Origin of the sequence: Segeticoccus rhizosphaerae, assembly GCF_009192725.1 — a bacterium.
GTDB classification, from domain to species: domain Bacteria; phylum Actinomycetota; class Actinomycetes; order Actinomycetales; family Dermatophilaceae; genus Segeticoccus; species Segeticoccus rhizosphaerae.
Map to the genome: position 1 here is coordinate 14,353 of NZ_VOHR01000012.1, position 16,221 is coordinate 30,573.

Below are 16,221 nucleotides of genomic sequence, written 5' to 3' on the forward strand. Positions count from 1 at the left end.
AACAGCACAGCTCTACGTGTGCCGTTCGCCGCGGGGTGTGCCGCTCGTCGCGGGGTGTGCCACTCGTCGCGGGGTGTGCCACTCGTCGCGAACCGCGTCCTGCACCGGCGTTTCGCATGGTGGTTGGACGGCTTGGGGAACTTGCCCGGCTCGCTACGCTCGCGGCATACGACCCCGAACACCGGAGGCTGCTCGTGTTTCGCAAGGTCTTGGTTGCCAACCGTGGTGAGATTGCTGTCCGTGCGTTCCGTGCCGCGACGGAGCTGGGCGCGCAGACGGTGGCGGTTTTTCCGTATGAGGACCGCAACAGCGAGCACCGGCTCAAGGCGGACGAGGCGTATGAGATCGGTGAACCGGGTCGTCCGGTGCGCGCCTACCTGGACCCGTCCGAGATCGTGCGGGTGGCTGTGGAGTCGGGCGCGGACGCGGTCTACCCGGGTTACGGCTTCCTGTCGGAGAACCCGGACCTGGCCGAGGCGTGTGCCGCCGCGGGTATCGCGTTCGTCGGTCCGCCGGCGGAGGTGTTGCACCTGACCGGCAACAAGGCGCATGCCATCGAGGCCGCGAGGCGGGCGAGGCTGCCCACGCTGCGCAGCGTGGCTCCGAGCGATGACATCGACGGGCTGGTCGAGGCGGCGGACGGTTTGGGCTACCCGCTTTTCGTGAAGGCTGTTGCGGGCGGTGGCGGGCGCGGGATGCGCCGGGTCGAGCGCGCCGAGGCGTTGCGGGAGTCGCTGGAGGCGGCGATGCGTGAGGCCGAGTCGGCGTTCGGTGACGCCACGGTCTTCCTGGAGGAGGCGGTGGTCGAGCCCCGGCACATCGAGGTGCAGGTGCTGGCGGACGGCGACGGCCACGCGGTCCACCTGTTCGAGCGGGACTGCTCGGTGCAGCGCCGCCACCAGAAGGTGGTCGAGATCGCGCCGGCGCCGGGTCTCGATCCGGCGTTGCGCGAGCAGATGTGTGCGGACGCGCTGGCCTTCGCCGGTCAGATCGGCTACGTCAACGCCGGCACCGTCGAGTTCCTCCTGTCGCCGGACGGCCGCTACGTTTTCATCGAGATGAACCCGCGGATCCAGGTGGAGCACACGGTCACCGAGGAGGTCACCGATGTCGACCTGGTCAGCGCGCAGATGCAGATCGCGTCCGGTTCGTCGCTGGCCGACCTGGGCCTGACGCAGGACCGGATCCGGCTGCGGGGCGCGGCGCTGCAGTGCCGGATCACGACCGAGGACCCGGCCAACGGGTTCCGCCCCGACACCGGACACATCAGCGTCTACCGTTCGGCCGGCGGCGCCGGCGTGCGCCTCGACGGCGGCACCGTTTTCGTCGGCGCCGAGATCGGCGCGCACTTCGACTCGATGCTGGTCAAGCTGACCTGCCGCGGCCGCGACTTCGCCACCGCGGTGCGACGCGCGCGACGAGCCCTGGCCGAGTTCAGGATTCGCGGCGTCTCGACCAACATCCCCTTCCTGCAGTCCCTCCTGGACGAGCCCGACTTCCTCGCCGGCCGGCTGTCCACCTCGTTCATCGAGCAGCGCCCCCACCTGCTGGACGCGCGGGTGCCCGCCGACCGCGGCACCCGCCTGCTGACCTACCTCGCGCACGTCACCGTCAACCAGCCGTACGGCCCGGCGCCCGACTCGGTCGCGCCCGTCACCAAGCTGCCCGCGACCGACCTGGACGCCCCACCGCCGCCCGGTTCGCGTGAGCTGCTGCTGCGGGTCGGACCCGAGCAGTTCGCCCGGCAGCTGCGCGCCCGGACGGCGCTGGCGGTCACCGAGACGACGTTCCGCGACGCGCACCAGTCCCTGCTGGCCACCCGGGTGCGCACCCGCGACCTGGTGCACGTCGCCGGCCACGTGGCCCGGATGACCCCGCAGCTGCTCAGTGTCGAGGCCTGGGGAGGAGCGACCTACGACGTGGCGCTGCGCTTCCTGGCCGAGGACCCGTGGGAGCGCCTGGCGGCGCTGCGCGAGGCGATGCCGAACGTCCCGCTGCAGATGCTGCTGCGCGGGCGCAACACGGTGGGCTACACGCCCTACCCGACGGAAGTCACCGACGCCTTCGTCCACGAGGCGGCCCGCACCGGCGTCGACATCTTCCGGATCTTCGACGCCCTCAACGACATCGACCAGATGCAGCCGGCCATCGCGGCGGTGCGCGAGACCGGCACCGCGGTGGCCGAGGTCGCCCTGTGCTACACCGGCGACCTGGCCAGCCCCGCCGAACAGCTCTACACCCTCGACTACTACCTCGCGCTGGCCGAACGCATCGTCAAGGCCGGCGCACACGTGCTGGCGATCAAGGACATGGCCGGCCTGCTGCGCGCGCCCGCGGCCCACACCCTGGTCACCGCGCTGCGAGACCGGTTCGACCTGCCGGTCCACCTGCACACCCACGACACCCCCGGCGGCCAGCTCGCCACCCTGCTGGCCGCGCTCGAAGCCGGCGTGGACGCGGTCGACGTCGCCAGCGCACCGATGTCCGGCACCACCAGCCAGCCGTCGATGTCGGCGCTGGTCGCCGCCACCGACAACACCGACCGCGCCACCGGCCTGGACCTGCAGGCGGTCTGCGACCTCGAGCCCTACTGGGAGGCCGTGCGGGCGCTCTACCGGCCGTTCGAGTCCGGCCTGGCCTCCCCCACCGGCCGCGTCTACACCCACGAGATCCCCGGCGGCCAGCTGTCCAACCTGCGCCAGCAGGCGATCGCGCTCGGGCTCGGCGACCGCTTCGAGGCCATCGAGGACATGTATGCCGCCGCCAACCGCATCCTGGGCAACCTCGTCAAGGTGACCCCCAGCTCCAAGGTGGTCGGAGACCTGGCCCTCGCCCTGGTCGGCGCCGGCGCCGACCCCTCCGACTTCGAGGCCGACCCGACCAAGTACGACATCCCCGACTCGGTCATCGGCTTCCTGCGCGGCGACCTCGGCGACCCCCCGGGAGGCTGGCCGGAGCCGTTCCGCACCAAGGCGCTCCAGGGCCGCACCACCAAACCCGTCATCGCCCACCTCGGCCCCGACGACCGGGACGCCCTGGCCCGTGACCCCCGCCCCACCCTGAACCGGCTGCTCTTCCCCGGCCCGGCCGCAGCGTTCGTCCAGTCCCGCGAGCAGTACTCCGACCTGTCCGTGGTCAGCACCCGCGACTTCCTGCACGGGCTGACTGTCGGAGCCGAGCACGCGGTCGACCTCGAACCGGGCAAGCGCCTGCTGGTCGGGGTGCAGTCGATCAGCGAGCCCGACCAGCGGGGAATGCGCACCGTCATGTGCACGGTCGGCGGACAGCTGCGACCGGTGCAGGTGCGCGACGAGTCCATCGCCGTCGACGCGGTGCCCACCGAACGAGCCGACCCCACCGCGCCCGGCCAGATCGCCGCCCCGTTCGGTGGCGTCGTCTCCCTCTCGGTCGCCCAGGGCGACACGGTCGAGGCCGGCGCCTCGGTCGCCACCATCGAGGCGATGAAGATGGAAGCCGCGATCACCACCCCCGTCGCCGGCACCATCCAGCGACTCGCCATCACCGGCCAGCAACAGGTGGAGGGCGGAGACCTACTGCTCGTCGTCACGCCGACCGGCTGAGCCCGGCCCCACCACGAGCCTGCTGAAGGCGACCTCACCAGGAGCTCGAGCCGCCGCCTCCTCCGCCACCACCGGAGAAGCCCCCGCCACCGGAGAATCCGCTGCCTCCGGAGGAGCCGGGCGTGCTCGTGAAGGTGCCGCTCGCCATGGAGGAGAAGCTGTCGACGCCCTGGGCGATACCAGCGAAACCGCCGAAGTTGGGGTTGCCGGCGAAGACGTACCACGCCGGCATCATCAGTGGATGCCCCGCGTCGGCGGCGGCCTCCGCGACGTCGCCGAAGACCTTGGCCCACCGATCGGCCACCCCGAAGACGATGGCGAAGGGCAGGTAACGGCTGAAGATGTCCTGCGCCTCCTCGAACCGGATCTGGTTGGCCTCAGCCGTGACGAGGTACTGCCGGAAGCCCTCCGACTGCGTGAGGATCGCGCTGCCGACGGCGGTGCGTGAGGCCATCCGCTTGCCGAGCAGCCTGATGATGAAACCGGCCAGGATGAGTCCGAGGCCGAGGATCACGCCCGACGGCACGCCGAGGCTGATGCCGCCGCGGTCATCGAGGCCACCGCTCTTGAAACCCCAGTAGAACAAGCACGCCACCCCGGCGATGAGGATCGCCGAACCGAGCATCATCCACCCACGGCGTTGCGCGTCCGGCGACCTACGGAACCAACCACGGCGCACGGTCTCGTCATAGAGCTGCGTCTTCGCCGAGTCGAGCGTCGTGTGGAACTCGTTCTTGAGGTCGGACAGGTTGACCGGGTTCTGGTCCTTGAAGAGCCCCTCGAGCACGGTCGACTCATAGGGCAGCAGATCCTCCCCGGGAGGCGGCTGCAACCGGGTGAGCTTCCAGTCGGTCCGGCCCACCAGCGCACCGAGGCCACCGGACTTGATCTCCTCGATCTGCAGGAATCCGCGCACCGCGAGGTCGATCACCGTGGCGCTCACGTCGATCGTGCCCGCCTCCTCGTCGATGATCGTGCCCAGCAGGCCGGCCCGCACGCCCGGCGGCGGCTGGAACTGGACCGCCACCGTGGGGGCTGACCCACGCACCACCGGGGCGGTCTCGCCCTTGACGGGCACCAGCCCGGGGGTGAGGCCGGCGAACTGCTCGTCGCGACCGCGCCGCCAGACCAGCACCCCCATGAGCGCCGCCGCCAGGGCGGGGATGAGGACTCCCGCCCCGCCGCCCAGCAGGGTCAGCGCTCGCGCCGTGCCCTTCGACATGTCGCCGAACGGCACCGGGGCGAGCGTGTCGGAGTTGCCCTCGACGAGCTCGGGCGCGGTGTCGGTAAAGGCCTTCGTCGGCATGGCGGCCACGATGGTGACGCCGTCGTAGGCGCCGAGCCCTTGTGCCGAGAAGGTCGCCTGCTGACCGGCACTGGCTTGGCACTTGTCGGCGCTCCCCCGCTCGCCGTAGTAGCAGGCGGCCTTGCTGACCGCACCGGGTCCGTGCACGGTGACCGAGACCTGGTCGGTGGGGATGCTCGTCTCGTTGCCGGTGACGTTCCAGAAGAGCTCGACGTGGTCGCCAGCGTCGGTGATGTGGTTGACGACGTGCGCGAGGTGGTACTTCACGACATACGTCTGGGTGCCGTCGACGGTCCGGTCGGGGTCTCCGATGCGCAGGATGGTGTGGGCGCCGGACTCGGACGTCGTGATGTCGCTGGGCGCGCCGGTCGGGCTGGAGGCACTCTCGTCGCTCAGCCGGTAGGTGCGGAACCGAGCCTGCTCGTTCTGGTAGCCCTGCCGGGTGATGATGTAGCGCTTGATTCCGTGGTGCGTCCCGGGGCCGAACTGCCACTTCAGCGTCTCGGTGACGTCCATCGAGCCGTCGGCATTGACCTGGTAGTGCGCGTCGAACGACAGGATCCGCTCTCCCGGTCCTGCGGCGTGAGCCGACCCGGCCGGCAGCCCGACCATCAGAGCCAGCGCGGCAACGACGGCCAACAGGGCGCGCCGCACCCCCGGTGCCCCCCGCAACGGCACCGCGGTCACCGCTCCGTCCGGTGCGTCATGGCGCGCTCCGCTTCGCGGTGGTCCTGCCGCTCGCGCAACGCCTGTCGCTTGTCGTAGTGCTTCTTGCCCTTGGCCAGCGCGAGCTCGACCTTGGCCCGGCCGTCCTTGAAGTAGAGCGACAACGGCACGATGGTGTGCCCGGAGTCGCGGCTCTTGCTGATCAGCTTGGCTATCTCGTCGCGGTGCAGCAGCAGCTTGCGCCGGCGGCGCGCCGTGTGGTTGGTCCAGTTGCCCTGGAGGTACTCGGGGATGTGGACACCCTCCAGCCACAGCTCGCCGTCGCGCTCGGTGGCGTAGCCGTCGATGAGCGACGCACGGCCCATCCGCAGCGACTTCACCTCGGTGCCCATCAGCACCAGGCCGGCCTCGAACGTGTCCTCGATGAAGTAGTCGTGGCGAGCCTTGCGGTTGCTCGCGATGAGCTTGCGCCCGCGCTCCTTGGCCACCGTGGCCCCCTTCGTGTCGTCCGGGAATCTGCGGTGAGACCTCCGTGGCGCCCGGTGGGTTCCGCGGTGGTGCGTTCGGCCGTATGCCATGTGCTCACCTCAGCGGTAACGGTACCTGCTGCGTCCACCGGATTTGGTGCCGCCGCGACGACGATCGACGACGCGCGGCGACGATTCCGCAGCGACGACCAGCGGCGAGAAGGGAGCGAAGGGACTGTGCCGCCGAGGAGCCGCGGCCAAAATTACAGCCACTTCATCGGGTCGACCGGGACGCCGTTCTCGCGGGTTTCGAAGTGCAGGTGGCAGCCTGTCGAGCGGCCGGTGGTGCCGGAGTAGCCGAGCAGCTGGCCGCGCTGGACGTGGCCGCTGTAGACCACGATCCTGCTCAGGTGGTAGTAGGCGCTGGCCAGGTCGACACCCCGGACGAGGCCGTGGTCCACGGTGACCCGCTGTCCGGAAGGACCGCGCCAGCCCGCGTCGATGACCGTGCCGCTGGCTGCCGCGTGCACCGGCGTGCCACAGGCGGCGGCGAAGTCCTGCCCTGCGTGGAGCAGCATGATGTGCAGGATCGGGTGGAAGCGGTAGCCGAACGGGGACGAGGTCGGTGCGTTCAGGGGGTAGCTGAGGAATCCGCCGCGGCGCGGGGCGGGGTTGACGCTCCTGGAGGTGCTCGTGCGTGAGTGCGCAGCTCGAGCTCGTGCCACCGCGCGGGCCTTGGCGGCCCGGCGTTTGGCGGCTCGCTCGCGAGCGGCCTCGGCCCGGGCCTTGAGGATCTGCTCGAGCTTGTGCGACTGACGCTGCATCGACTTCAGTTGTGCGCGCTCTCGCTTCTTCTGGGCCTCGAACGCGCGGGCCCGGGAACGCTGTTTGGCGAGGGTCCGCTCCACGGCCCGCTTGGCGCGCTCGGCCTCGCCCCGGGCCTGCTTGGCGGCGAGCAGGCCGGCCTCGGCCTTGGCCTTGAGGTGGGCGACCTCACGGCGCACGGCGGACAGGTGGCTCTCCTGGGCACGCCGCTCGGCGCCCTCCGTCGAGAGCCGGTGCAGCGTGTTCTTCTGGTAACGCAGCACGGTGTTGGCGAGCGACATCCGGGCCACCGGGTCGGATCCACCGGTCAGCGCCTGAAGGGTGAGCGACAGCGACCCCAGGCCACCTCGTTGGTAGGTGTGCCTGGCGATGTCGCCGACCACGGCCTGCGTCTGCCTGCGGTCCGCGGCGGTCTGCTCGAGCGCCTCGGTGGCCTTGGCCTCGTCGGCCTGGGCGACCTCCAGCCGTCGGCCCGTCTCCCGGTTCTTCTCGTCGGCGGCTCGCACGGCGGCCTCGGCGCGGGTCAGCTTCTTGCGTGCGGTGGCGACCTCGCCCTTGGTCCGGCGCAGGTCGGCATACGCCTTGGTCAGGGCCGAGGACGTCTCATCCAGATCATGCTTCTGCTGGGTGATCTTGCGGTCGACCTGGTGCTTGCGCTCTCGCGGGTCGTTCGAGCCGGCCGCCGCTGGGGCCACCGTCGTGGCCAGGAGCGATGCGGTCAGGACACCGATCGCGGCGGCCCGCCAGCGGTTCCCGCCGGGCAGGGCAGATCGGGGCGGCGAACTCATGAGCACCATTGGTACCACCAGTAACAGCCGAGGTGGGGGACGTCACGGGAAACGTCGGACATGCCGGGTCAGACCCGCAGGTAGCGCCGCAGGGTGAGCCAGGACGTCATGGCGGCGAGCACCACGGCACCGCCGAACAACCACGGCGCGATCGCCCACACGTCTGCCACGCCGATGAAGCTGAGCAGTCCGCCCGACGCACCCGACAGGTTGTCGGTGAGGAAACCGGAGATCCCGTAGTGGACCATCGTCCAGAGCAGGCCCACGGACAGGGCGGCCCCCAGGACGGTCGCCAGCATCGTCTCGATGATGAAGGGCAGGTGGATGACGAACGCCGAGGCGCCCACCAACCGCATGATCTTGGTCTCCCGGCGTCGGCTGAACGCCGTCTGCCGGATCGTCGTGACGATCAGCAGGATCGAGCAGACGACCATGACCGCGGCGAGCGCGACGGCGCTCAGGCTCAGCATGTTCAAGAAGGCGAAGAACTTGTCGAGCAGCCCGCGCTGGTCCTCGACGCTCTCCACGCCCGGCGCGCCCTGGAACGAGCTCGCGACCACGTCATACTTCGTGGGGTCGGACAGCTGCACCCGGAAGCTCTCGTTGATCGAGTCCTTGGGCACGCTGTCCACGATCGGGCTGTTGCGGAACTGCTCCTTGAACCGGTCGTAGGCCTGGGCCGAGGTCTCGTGGTAGACCTTCTTGACCAGCGGCTCGAGGTCGGTGAGCTCGGAGCGCAGCTGCTCGCGCTGACCGTCCGTGACCGCGCCCGTCGCGCAGGACGGTGTGTCGGACTGCTTGGTGCACAAGAAGATCGAGACCTGGATCTTGTCGTACCAGTAGCCCTTGGCTGTGTCGACCTGTCGCTGGGCGAGCAGGCCGGAGCCCAGGAAGAACAGCGAGACCATCGAGACGAGGATGACCGAGATCACCATCGACTTGTTGCGGCGGACGCCGCCGAAGATCTCGCTGAGCATGAACTGGAGTCGCATGAGTTTCCCTCGTCAGTCTGCGGCCTGGGCGTAGACGCCACGTGCCTGGTCGCGCACGAGCCGGCCGTTGTGCAGCTCCACCACGCGGCGGCGGAAGTTGTCGACGATGCTCGTGTCGTGGGTCGCCATCACCAAGGTCGTGCCGGTGCGATTGATCCGTTCGAGCACGTGCACGATGTCGGCGCTGGTCTCGGGGTCGAGGTTGCCGGTCGGCTCGTCGGCCAGCAGGATCGACGGCTTGTTGACCACGGCCCGGGCGATCGCCACGCGCTGCTGCTCACCACCGGAGAGCTCGTGCGGCAGCCGCTTCTCCTTGCCGTCGAGCCCAACCAGCTCGAGCGTCTCCGGCACGAGCTGCTTGATCGCGTGGCGGGGCTTCCCGAGCACCTGCAGGGCGAAGGCGACGTTCTGGTAGACGTTCTTGCCGAGCAGCAGGCGGAAGTCCTGGAAGACCGTGCCGATCTCGCGGCGTAGCGCGGGGACCTTGCGGGTCGGGAGCCGGGAGAGCTCGCGACCGGCGACCAGGACCTGCCCCGACGTGGCGAGCTGCTCGCGGATGATCAGCTGCATCATCGTGGACTTGCCGGACCCCGAGGTGCCGACCACGAAGACGAACTCGCCGCGCTCGATCTCGACCGAAACGCCGTCGAGCGCCGGGGCGTCCTTGACCGAGTACTTCTTGGTCACGTTGTCGAACAGGATCATGGTGGTCGCTCACCTTTGGCAGGCTCGGGGGCAGGACGGCCCGTGGGCCGGCGCGCTCGTGCGAGGGTCAGGTCGGGGCAGGCAGGTGCTGCGCCGTCGAGCGTACGTCGGGCGCGCCGCGATCCCGTGGACCTTCGCCCCTCGGCGTTGCGGCGAGTCAGCCTCAGTCCTCCCGTGGTCAGCCTTCGGCGCGGCTCGCGGCGAGCTTCCAGCGGATGCCCGACTCGATGAAGTCGTCGATCTCCCCGTCGAAGACCGCGCTGGTGTTGCCGACCTCGTGCTCGGTGCGCAGGTCCTTGACCATCTGGTAGGGGTGCAGCACGTAGGAGCGCATCTGGTCCCCCCAGCTCGCCTTGACGTCGCCGGCCATCTCCTTGCGGGCTGCGTCCTCCTCCGCCTTGCGCTGCAGCAGCAGCCGCGACTGCAGGACGCGCAGGGCGGCGGCGCGGTTCTGGATCTGCGACTTCTCGTTCTGCATCGACACGACGATGCCCGTCGGGATGTGCGTCATACGCACTGCCGAGTCGGTCGTGTTGACGCTCTGGCCACCGGGTCCCGAGGAACGGAACACGTCCACCTTGATCTCGTTGTCGGGGATCTCGATGTGGTCGGTCTGCTCGATCAGCGGGACCACCTCGACCGCCGCGAACGACGTCTGCCGTCTCCCCTGGTTGTCGAAGGGTGAGATGCGCACCAGCCGGTGGGTGCCGGCCTCGACCGAAAGGTGGCCGAACGCATACGGCGCCTTGACCTCGAAGGTCGCCGACTTCAGCCCGGCCTCCTCCGCGTATGACGTGTCCAGCACCGAGGTGGGGTAACCATGGCGCTCGGCCCAGCGCAGGTACATCCGCATGAGCATCTCGGCGAAGTCCGCTGCGTCCACGCCGCCGGCCCCGGAGCGGATCGTGACGACCGCCTCGCGCTGGTCGTACTCGCCGGACAGCAGGGTGCGGACCTCGAGCTCGCCGACCGCCTTCTTCAACGCGGTCAGCTCGTTCTGGGCTTCGGCCAGGGTCTCGGCGTCGCCGCCGTCCTCGGTGGCCATCTCGACGAGCGTCTCGAGGTCCTCGACCCGCTGGTCCATGCCGGTGACGCGCTCCAGCTCGGCGTTGGCCCGTGACAGCTTGCTGGTGACCTCCTGGGCGTGCTCCTGGTCGTCCCACAGGTCGGGGGCAGTGGACGCCTTCTCCAGGTCGGCGATCTGCTGACGCAGGTGCTCGAGGTCGGTCACCTCACGGACCTGGTCCATGGTCTGGCGTAGGTCCTTGATCTCTTGTGCAAAGTCGACGGCCACGGTGAGAGGTTACGCGATCTCCGGCCACCTCCCGGTGGGTGGACCGACGCGCACGAGCCGGCGCAACGGTCGTCGCATCGCCCGGCCCGCCCATTCGGCCGCCTGGATCCGATCGGTGGCCTCACTCGATCTGTGATCGTGCGCGGGACTCGACGGTGATCGTGATGCCGCCGCCCAAAGCCCGCAGCACCGGCGACAGCAGCGGGATCGTCGCCTGGCCCTGCAGCCGGACCACCGCAGTCCTGCCGTCTGGGCTGCCGGTGCCCGGCGCGAGCGACCACGCCGAGACGCCCTTCGGCAGCGGCTGGCCGGCCAAGGACGATGCGGCCTCCTCACGCACCGAGGCATCACTGATCCTGACCCCGTCCGACACTCCGCCGAGGTAGGCGGGCCGTTCGGCGAGCGCGTCCGAGGCGTCCAGAGCCGCCGCGTCCGCGGCATCCATCAGGTGGATGCGGGCGATCTGGGCGGCGGTGACGCCGATCCCCCCGAGCACGAGGGTGAGGGCGATGGCGCACATGCCGATGATGAGGACGCTGATCTGGCCGCGTTCCGGCTCGGAGGCCAGCCACCCGACCCGGGCGCGGAACCAGCAGGTGATCCGAGGCGTCATGACCCGCCTCGGAACCGGTCGACCGTCGAGACGTGGTCGGCCGACACGGACACGCTGGTCGGCAGGACACCGCCGAGGAAGTCGGGCACCAGCGGCAGCGGCACCTCGAGCGAGGCGACCACCTCGACGTGCCCCTCTGGTTGCAGGCACGGGCTCTTGTCACAGGTGATCGCGAGCCGTCCACGATCGGCGAAGCCCTGGTCGGCGAAGGCCAGCCCGGCGGCTGCCTCGGCACGTCCTGGGGCGGCGTGTTGGTGGGCTGCGGTGACGTAGGCGCGGCCGGCCTCCCGGGACGCGGCGGTCACCGCGAAGGCGCCCGCCTGGACCCGGGCCAGCGTCACGACGAGGTAGAAGACGGGCAGGCTCATCATCAGGCCGAGGACGATGAACTCCACCACGACGCTGCCGGCATCCCGACGCTGGCAAAGCAGCCTGCGCCATCGGGCGCCGACGAACGTTGTCACTGCTGCTCGACGAGGGCATGGCCGTGCACGGTCAGCCCTCCGCCCGGGCCGAACGTCCCCACCAGCGGCAGGGGCGCGCGGATCTCCACCTCGACGACCGTCATACCGTCGACGACCCGGCGCCCAGCCGTGACGTCGGATGCATAGCTGTCGGCGAGACCCGCCCGGATCAGCTCGCGGGCCCGAGCCGCACCCTCGGCCGGGGTGCTGTCGGCCCGAGCTCCGCGACGCGCGCCCTCAGCCGCGTCCGCGATCAGCGTGTTGCGCACGTGCAACGCCAGACCGAGCTGCAGGGCGGCCACGAACAGGAGACTGAGCAGGCCGGCCACCATTGCAAACTCCGAGACGGCCGAACCACGCTCCTGGTGGCGGCCTCGGGACAGGACAGCGGTCCTCACGGCCCCTTGACCGAGCTGAGGGCGTTGCGGACGATGTCGGCGAGCATGGGTCCGGCCAACGCCCAGAGCATCGTCACGAGCCCAGCGGTCATCAAGGTGACGAGCACCCAACCCGGCACATCGCCGCGGTCAGGTCGTTCGGCCATCTCGCGGAGGCGGTGTCGCCCCGAGAAGGTCGCACGCAGCAGGCGATCACGGGTCCGGGTCAAGGTGGTCATGCGTCTTCCTCGATTCTTCGTGCCAGGGTCAGGGAAAGGTCACAGGGCGAGCCTCAGCATGCTGAAGCCCGGGTAGACGGCAAAGAGCACGGTGACGGGCAGCACCAGGAAGACGACGGGGACCATCATGAGGATCTCCTTCTTGCCGCCCTCCTCGATGATCGACTGGCGGCCCGCCTCGCGGGCGTCCTGGGCCTGGGCACGCAGCACCTCGGCCAGGGGTGTCCCCCGCTCCACGGCGACGACGATGCCGTCGACGAACCGCCGCAGACTGGGCAGGCCGGCGCGGTCGGCCAGGCCCTGCAACGCGACCGGCAGACTCGCTCCGGCACGCGCGTCCGCGAGGCACCGTTCGAGCTCGCTCGAGAGCTCACCCGACGACAACCGGGCTACCCGCTCGAGCGCCGGCCCGGCGCCTTCTCCAGCCGTGACGGACAGGGCCAACAGCTCTGCGATGGCGGGGAACTCGCTGTTGATGCGGTGTTCGCGCCGCGTCACGGACCGGCTCAGCGCCTGGTCGCGGGCCACCACCCCGAGAGCGACTGCTCCGACCACGACAACGACCATGACCGGCAGGGAGGCGCTCGTGCGCACCCACAACGCAGACGCCAACAACACGCCGAGCGCGCCGGACAGCGCACCCCAGACCGCCTGCTCCGCCCGGAAGCCCTCGACGTCGAGCGGTGCCGCCGCGCGCTCCAGCCTGCGCCGAACCGACGCAGACCCGCCCAGCACCCGCTCCAGGAGGTGGCCGAGGCGGACCGCACCTGCGTGCAGGGCACGGCGGGTGAGGGTGCCCGAGCCGTGCTCGGCCCCGAAGAGGAGCCGCGAGGGGCGCGGCGCATCACTCACGTAGGGCGCGAGGCGCGCCTCGAGGTCGGGGCCCCGCCGCCAGGGCACACCGGCGACGACGAGGACCGCGCCCAGGGCCACCACGCCACCGAGCAAGGCACCGGCCCAGGACCAGACCGGCTCTTCCGCAGCGCCCGACAGCAGGACGGTGCGTGGCGTCACCAACATCGTCATCATCGTCGTCATCGCAGGACCCTCGCCTCCTGCGGCAGACGGCCGATCCGGCGCATGACCTGGTAGGCCACGACCGACAGGACGGCGCCGACCACCAAGATCACGACACCCGCCGGCCGCGAGTAGGCCTCGATGGACTCACTCCGGGTTGCCAGCAGTGCCAAGACCATCCATGGCGCGGCCAGGGCGAGGCGGGCGGCATTGACCGTCCAGCTCTGGCGCGCCTCGAGCTCGGCACGCACCCGCGCGTCCTCACGCAGGAAGGTCGACAGGGTGCGCAGCAACCGCCCGAGGTCGCTGCCTCCCACGTCACGGGCCACGCGCAACGCCTCGATGATCCGGTCGGCCACCGGGTCCCCGAGACGCTGCTTGAGCCGGTCGAGGCACTCCTGGAACCGGCCGGAGGCACGGTAGTCCTCGGCGAACGACGCGAACGCCGGACGCAGCTCCACCGGCCCGCGGACGGCGAGCTGCGAGAGCGACTCGGGGAGCGCCATACCGGCCCTGACCGCGGAGACGACGTGGTCCACCACGTCGGGCCACAGCTCGCGGAGCACGGCCCTGCGCTTGCGGGCCCGCATGCGCAGGTAGCCCAGCGGGGCATACCCGGCGATGGCGGCGAAGCACGCGGCGACGGGCAGCACCCCGAGGAGCGCGGCGAGGGCGACGAAGACGACGCCGCCGCACACGACACAGCCCACGAGCAGCTGCGGCGGCGTCAGGCCGACCAAGCCCGCCTGCGCGATCTCGTCGCCGATGCGGACGATCCGGCCCGGGCGGCGACGCGGACGCGTGGCGGGCCGGGGCCAGCAGGACCACCAGATGCAGAAGAGGCCCACGCCGAGGAGCAGTCCGAGCGCGCTCCCCGTCATCAGGACCGCCCCAGCAGGTCAGTGACGTCGAAGCCCGCCTGCGCGAACCGGTCCTCGTGGGGCGGGAACCCGTCGCCACGCTCGAGTGCGCCCTCCCGGCTCACGAACAGCTCGGCCACCTCGACCACGTCACGTTCGGCCCGCCCCGGCACGGCGACGATCTCGCGCACCCTGCGGCGCCCATCCCGTTCCAGCCCCACGTGCACCACGAGGTCGACGGCGCTGGCGACCGTCGGCACCACGAAACGGCTGCTCACGTTTTCTCCTGCCAGTAGCGGCAGGGTGCACATCTTGACGACGGCCTCGCGGGCGCTGTTGGCGTGGATGGTGCACATCCCGGGGAGGCCACTGTTGAGGGCGATCAGCAGGTCGAGGCACTCGGCCTGCCGGACCTCGCCGACGATGATGCGCGAGGGCCGCATCCGCAGCGCCTCCTTGACCAGCCGCCGCAACGGCACCTCGCCGGTGCCCTCCAGGCTCGGCTGTCGGCACTGCATCGCCGCCACGTCGCGTAGCGGTGGCTTGAGCTCGAAGACCTCCTCGCAGGTGACCACCCGCTCGGTGGAGGGGATAGCCGACGCCAGGCAGTTCAGAAGCGTCGTCTTCCCTGATTGCGTGCCGCCAGAGACCAGGATGTTCAGACCGCTGGCGACCGCGGCAGCAAGGAAGGCGGCGGCCTGCTCGGTCAGCGTTCCCAGCCGCACCAGGTCGTCGAGGTGGTCCGCCCGTACGACAAATTTGCGGACGTTGACGTGCCAGTGCTCTCGGGTGATGTCGGGGATGACGACGTGCAGGCGCGACCCGTCGGGCAGCGTGGCGTCGACGAACGGGGAGCTGAGGTCGACCCGGCGCCCCGACGACTTCAGCATCCGCTCCACGAGGTCACGGACCTGCTCGGCGGTCAGGATCGTGGTCGTGAGCTCGGCAACGCCCTGCCTCGCGACGAAGACCTTGGTCGGCTCGTTGATCCACAGCTCCTCGATCGTGGGGTCGTCGAGGTACTGCTGCAGCGGCCCGAAGCCTGCGACCGCCTGCACGACCGTCCGAGCCGCCTCGTCGAGGTCGGGCAGGGCGGGCAGCCCGCCGTGGAGGGACCGCTCGTCGTAGTCGGCCACGGCAGCGCGCACCAGCGCATGCAGGCCCGCGTCGTCCGCCGGGTCGAGGCGCTGTCGCCTGATCAGCTCGCGGACCTCGTGCTCCACCGTGCGGACAGCGTCCACCCAGACCGCCTCCCCGGGGCGCAGTTCCCCTGACCAGATCCGATCAAAGCGTCGATGCTGCACGACAGTAAAGGAAACCGCAGTGATCCTTACGCAATCTTGAACGTCTGTGGATAACTCGCCCCGTGTCCTTGCGACGCGCGCCGTCATCCACAAGCCGCTCGGCACGGTGGCGCCGCGTCGCCCGATACTCGCGGTCATGGAGCTCAGGTTGACCGTGGTCGACGTGCGCGGTGACGGTCATCCGCTGAATCTCCTCGTCACCGCGCCCGAGGGGGCCACCCTGGGCGAGCTCCTTCCTCTCCTGCCCCAAGGCTTTGCCGCCGAGCCCGACTGGTACGCGGCCGGTTCCGTTGTCCCTCCCGATGCGACACTCGGCATGCCGCCCCTGCTCCAGGGCGTGTGCCTCACGAATGCCGGGTCGACCACGGAGCGTCCCATTGGGACGGTCGTCGAGCTGCACGTGGTCGAGGGGCCCGACAGCGGCCAGGTCGTGCCGCTGGCCCTCGGCCGCACCCGCGTGGGTCGCAGCGCCGACTGCGAGCTGCAGCTGCACGACCCGTCCCTGTCCAGGGTGCACGCGCAGCTGCAGCTGGGGCACGACGGCATACAGCTGCTCGACCGTGGTGCGACCAACGGCACCTTTGTGGCAGGCGTGCGGGCCACCTCAGGGAACGCCGCCCGGGTCGAGGCCGGACAACGGATCCGGTTGGGCGGCTCCACCGTGGTGCTGCGGGTGCCGCGGGTGCCCCCGGCCGCGACGCAACCGGACGGCCGGGGCCACCT

The 16,221-nt window shown here is 70.4% G+C and carries 15 protein-coding genes; 2 read left to right on the plus strand and 13 right to left on the minus strand.

The window, feature by feature from the left end; genetic code table 11:
- Positions 1–194: 194 nt before the first annotated feature.
- Positions 195–3,581, plus strand: coding sequence for a pyruvate carboxylase (locus FRW57_RS02245; protein ID WP_137122593.1), 3,387 nt, complete (start codon positions 195–197; stop codon positions 3,579–3,581).
- A gap of 34 nt (positions 3,582–3,615) precedes the next feature.
- Here FRW57_RS02245 and FRW57_RS02250 read toward each other — a convergent pair whose 3' ends face one another.
- The 13 genes from FRW57_RS02250 to FRW57_RS02310 all read right to left on the minus strand — a co-directional run bounded on the left by FRW57_RS02250 (position 3,616) and on the right by FRW57_RS02310 (position 15,435).
- A complete protein-coding gene (locus FRW57_RS02250; RefSeq protein WP_238999258.1) occupies positions 3,616–5,574 on the minus strand; it encodes a DUF2207 domain-containing protein in 1,959 nt (652 codons plus the stop codon).
- Positions 5,571–6,041: an SsrA-binding protein SmpB gene (smpB, locus tag FRW57_RS02255; protein WP_137122594.1), complete on the minus strand. Its 471-nt coding sequence runs from the start codon at positions 6,039–6,041 to the stop codon at positions 5,571–5,573. Before smpB ends, FRW57_RS02250 begins: the two co-directional genes overlap by 4 nt.
- 242 nt (positions 6,042–6,283) lie before the next feature.
- Positions 6,284–7,633: a M23 family metallopeptidase gene (locus FRW57_RS02260; RefSeq protein WP_137122595.1), complete on the minus strand. Its 1,350-nt coding sequence runs from the start codon at positions 7,631–7,633 to the stop codon at positions 6,284–6,286.
- A gap of 68 nt (positions 7,634–7,701) precedes the next feature.
- The gene (gene ftsX, locus FRW57_RS02265; protein ID WP_137122596.1) at positions 7,702–8,625 is read right to left on the minus strand and encodes a permease-like cell division protein FtsX; all 924 of its coding nucleotides are present in this window, start codon (positions 8,623–8,625) and stop codon (positions 7,702–7,704) included.
- Between the two features lie 12 nt (positions 8,626–8,637).
- Positions 8,638–9,330, minus strand: a complete 693-nt coding sequence (gene ftsE / locus FRW57_RS02270; RefSeq protein WP_137122597.1) for a cell division ATP-binding protein FtsE — start codon at positions 9,328–9,330, stop codon at positions 8,638–8,640.
- A gap of 178 nt (positions 9,331–9,508) precedes the next feature.
- Complete coding sequence (gene prfB, locus FRW57_RS02275; protein ID WP_137122598.1) at positions 9,509–10,624, minus strand: peptide chain release factor 2; 1,116 nt, start codon at positions 10,622–10,624, stop codon at positions 9,509–9,511.
- 121 nt (positions 10,625–10,745) lie between these two features.
- Positions 10,746–11,237, minus strand: a complete 492-nt coding sequence (locus tag FRW57_RS02280) for a hypothetical protein (RefSeq protein WP_137122599.1) — start codon at positions 11,235–11,237, stop codon at positions 10,746–10,748.
- Positions 11,234–11,701 carry a pilus assembly protein gene (locus FRW57_RS02285; protein ID WP_137122600.1) on the minus strand — a complete coding sequence of 156 codons (468 nt, stop codon included), beginning with the start codon at positions 11,699–11,701 and terminating at the stop codon, positions 11,234–11,236. The genes FRW57_RS02280 and FRW57_RS02285 overlap by 4 nt, the downstream gene beginning before the upstream one ends.
- A complete protein-coding gene (locus FRW57_RS02290) occupies positions 11,698–12,099 on the minus strand; it encodes a TadE/TadG family type IV pilus assembly protein (RefSeq protein WP_274381614.1) in 402 nt (133 codons plus the stop codon). Before FRW57_RS02290 ends, FRW57_RS02285 begins: the two co-directional genes overlap by 4 nt.
- On the minus strand, positions 12,096–12,317 hold the full coding sequence (locus FRW57_RS02295; RefSeq protein WP_137122601.1) for a BTB/POZ domain-containing protein: 222 nt from the start codon (positions 12,315–12,317) through the stop codon (positions 12,096–12,098). The genes FRW57_RS02290 and FRW57_RS02295 overlap by 4 nt, the downstream gene beginning before the upstream one ends.
- Positions 12,318–12,356: 39 nt before the next feature.
- On the minus strand, positions 12,357–13,355 hold the full coding sequence (locus FRW57_RS02300; RefSeq protein WP_238384791.1) for a type II secretion system F family protein: 999 nt from the start codon (positions 13,353–13,355) through the stop codon (positions 12,357–12,359).
- Positions 13,352–14,215: a type II secretion system F family protein gene (locus FRW57_RS02305; RefSeq protein ID WP_152185187.1), complete on the minus strand. Its 864-nt coding sequence runs from the start codon at positions 14,213–14,215 to the stop codon at positions 13,352–13,354. Before FRW57_RS02305 ends, FRW57_RS02300 begins: the two co-directional genes overlap by 4 nt.
- The gene (locus FRW57_RS02310; protein ID WP_137122603.1) at positions 14,215–15,435 is read right to left on the minus strand and encodes a TadA family conjugal transfer-associated ATPase; all 1,221 of its coding nucleotides are present in this window, start codon (positions 15,433–15,435) and stop codon (positions 14,215–14,217) included. Before FRW57_RS02310 ends, FRW57_RS02305 begins: the two co-directional genes overlap by 1 nt.
- 199 nt (positions 15,436–15,634) lie before the next feature.
- Between FRW57_RS02310 and FRW57_RS02315 the strand changes: the two genes are divergently transcribed.
- Positions 15,635–16,221: FHA domain-containing protein (locus FRW57_RS02315; RefSeq protein ID WP_152185188.1), on the plus strand; the 587-nt coding region annotated here is incomplete at its 3' end.

What these genes read in the sequence shown, in the direction of transcription:
- FRW57_RS02260 (WP_137122595.1), bottom strand. Translation starts at nt 7,633, where the DNA reads ATGAGTTCGCCGCCCCGATCTGCCCTGCCCGGCGGGAACCGCTGGCGG.
- ftsX (WP_137122596.1), bottom strand. Translation starts at nt 8,625, where the DNA reads ATGCGACTCCAGTTCATGCTCAGCGAGATCTTCGGCGGCGTCCGCCGC.
- ftsE (WP_137122597.1), bottom strand. Translation starts at nt 9,330, where the DNA reads ATGATCCTGTTCGACAACGTGACCAAGAAGTACTCGGTCAAGGACGCC.
- FRW57_RS02280 (WP_137122599.1), bottom strand. Translation starts at nt 11,237, where the DNA reads ATGACGCCTCGGATCACCTGCTGGTTCCGCGCCCGGGTCGGGTGGCTG.
- FRW57_RS02295 (WP_137122601.1), bottom strand. Translation starts at nt 12,317, where the DNA reads ATGACCACCTTGACCCGGACCCGTGATCGCCTGCTGCGTGCGACCTTC.
- FRW57_RS02300 (WP_238384791.1), bottom strand. Translation starts at nt 13,355, where the DNA reads ATGACGACGATGATGACGATGTTGGTGACGCCACGCACCGTCCTGCTG.
- FRW57_RS02305 (WP_152185187.1), bottom strand. Translation starts at nt 14,215, where the DNA reads ATGACGGGGAGCGCGCTCGGACTGCTCCTCGGCGTGGGCCTCTTCTGC.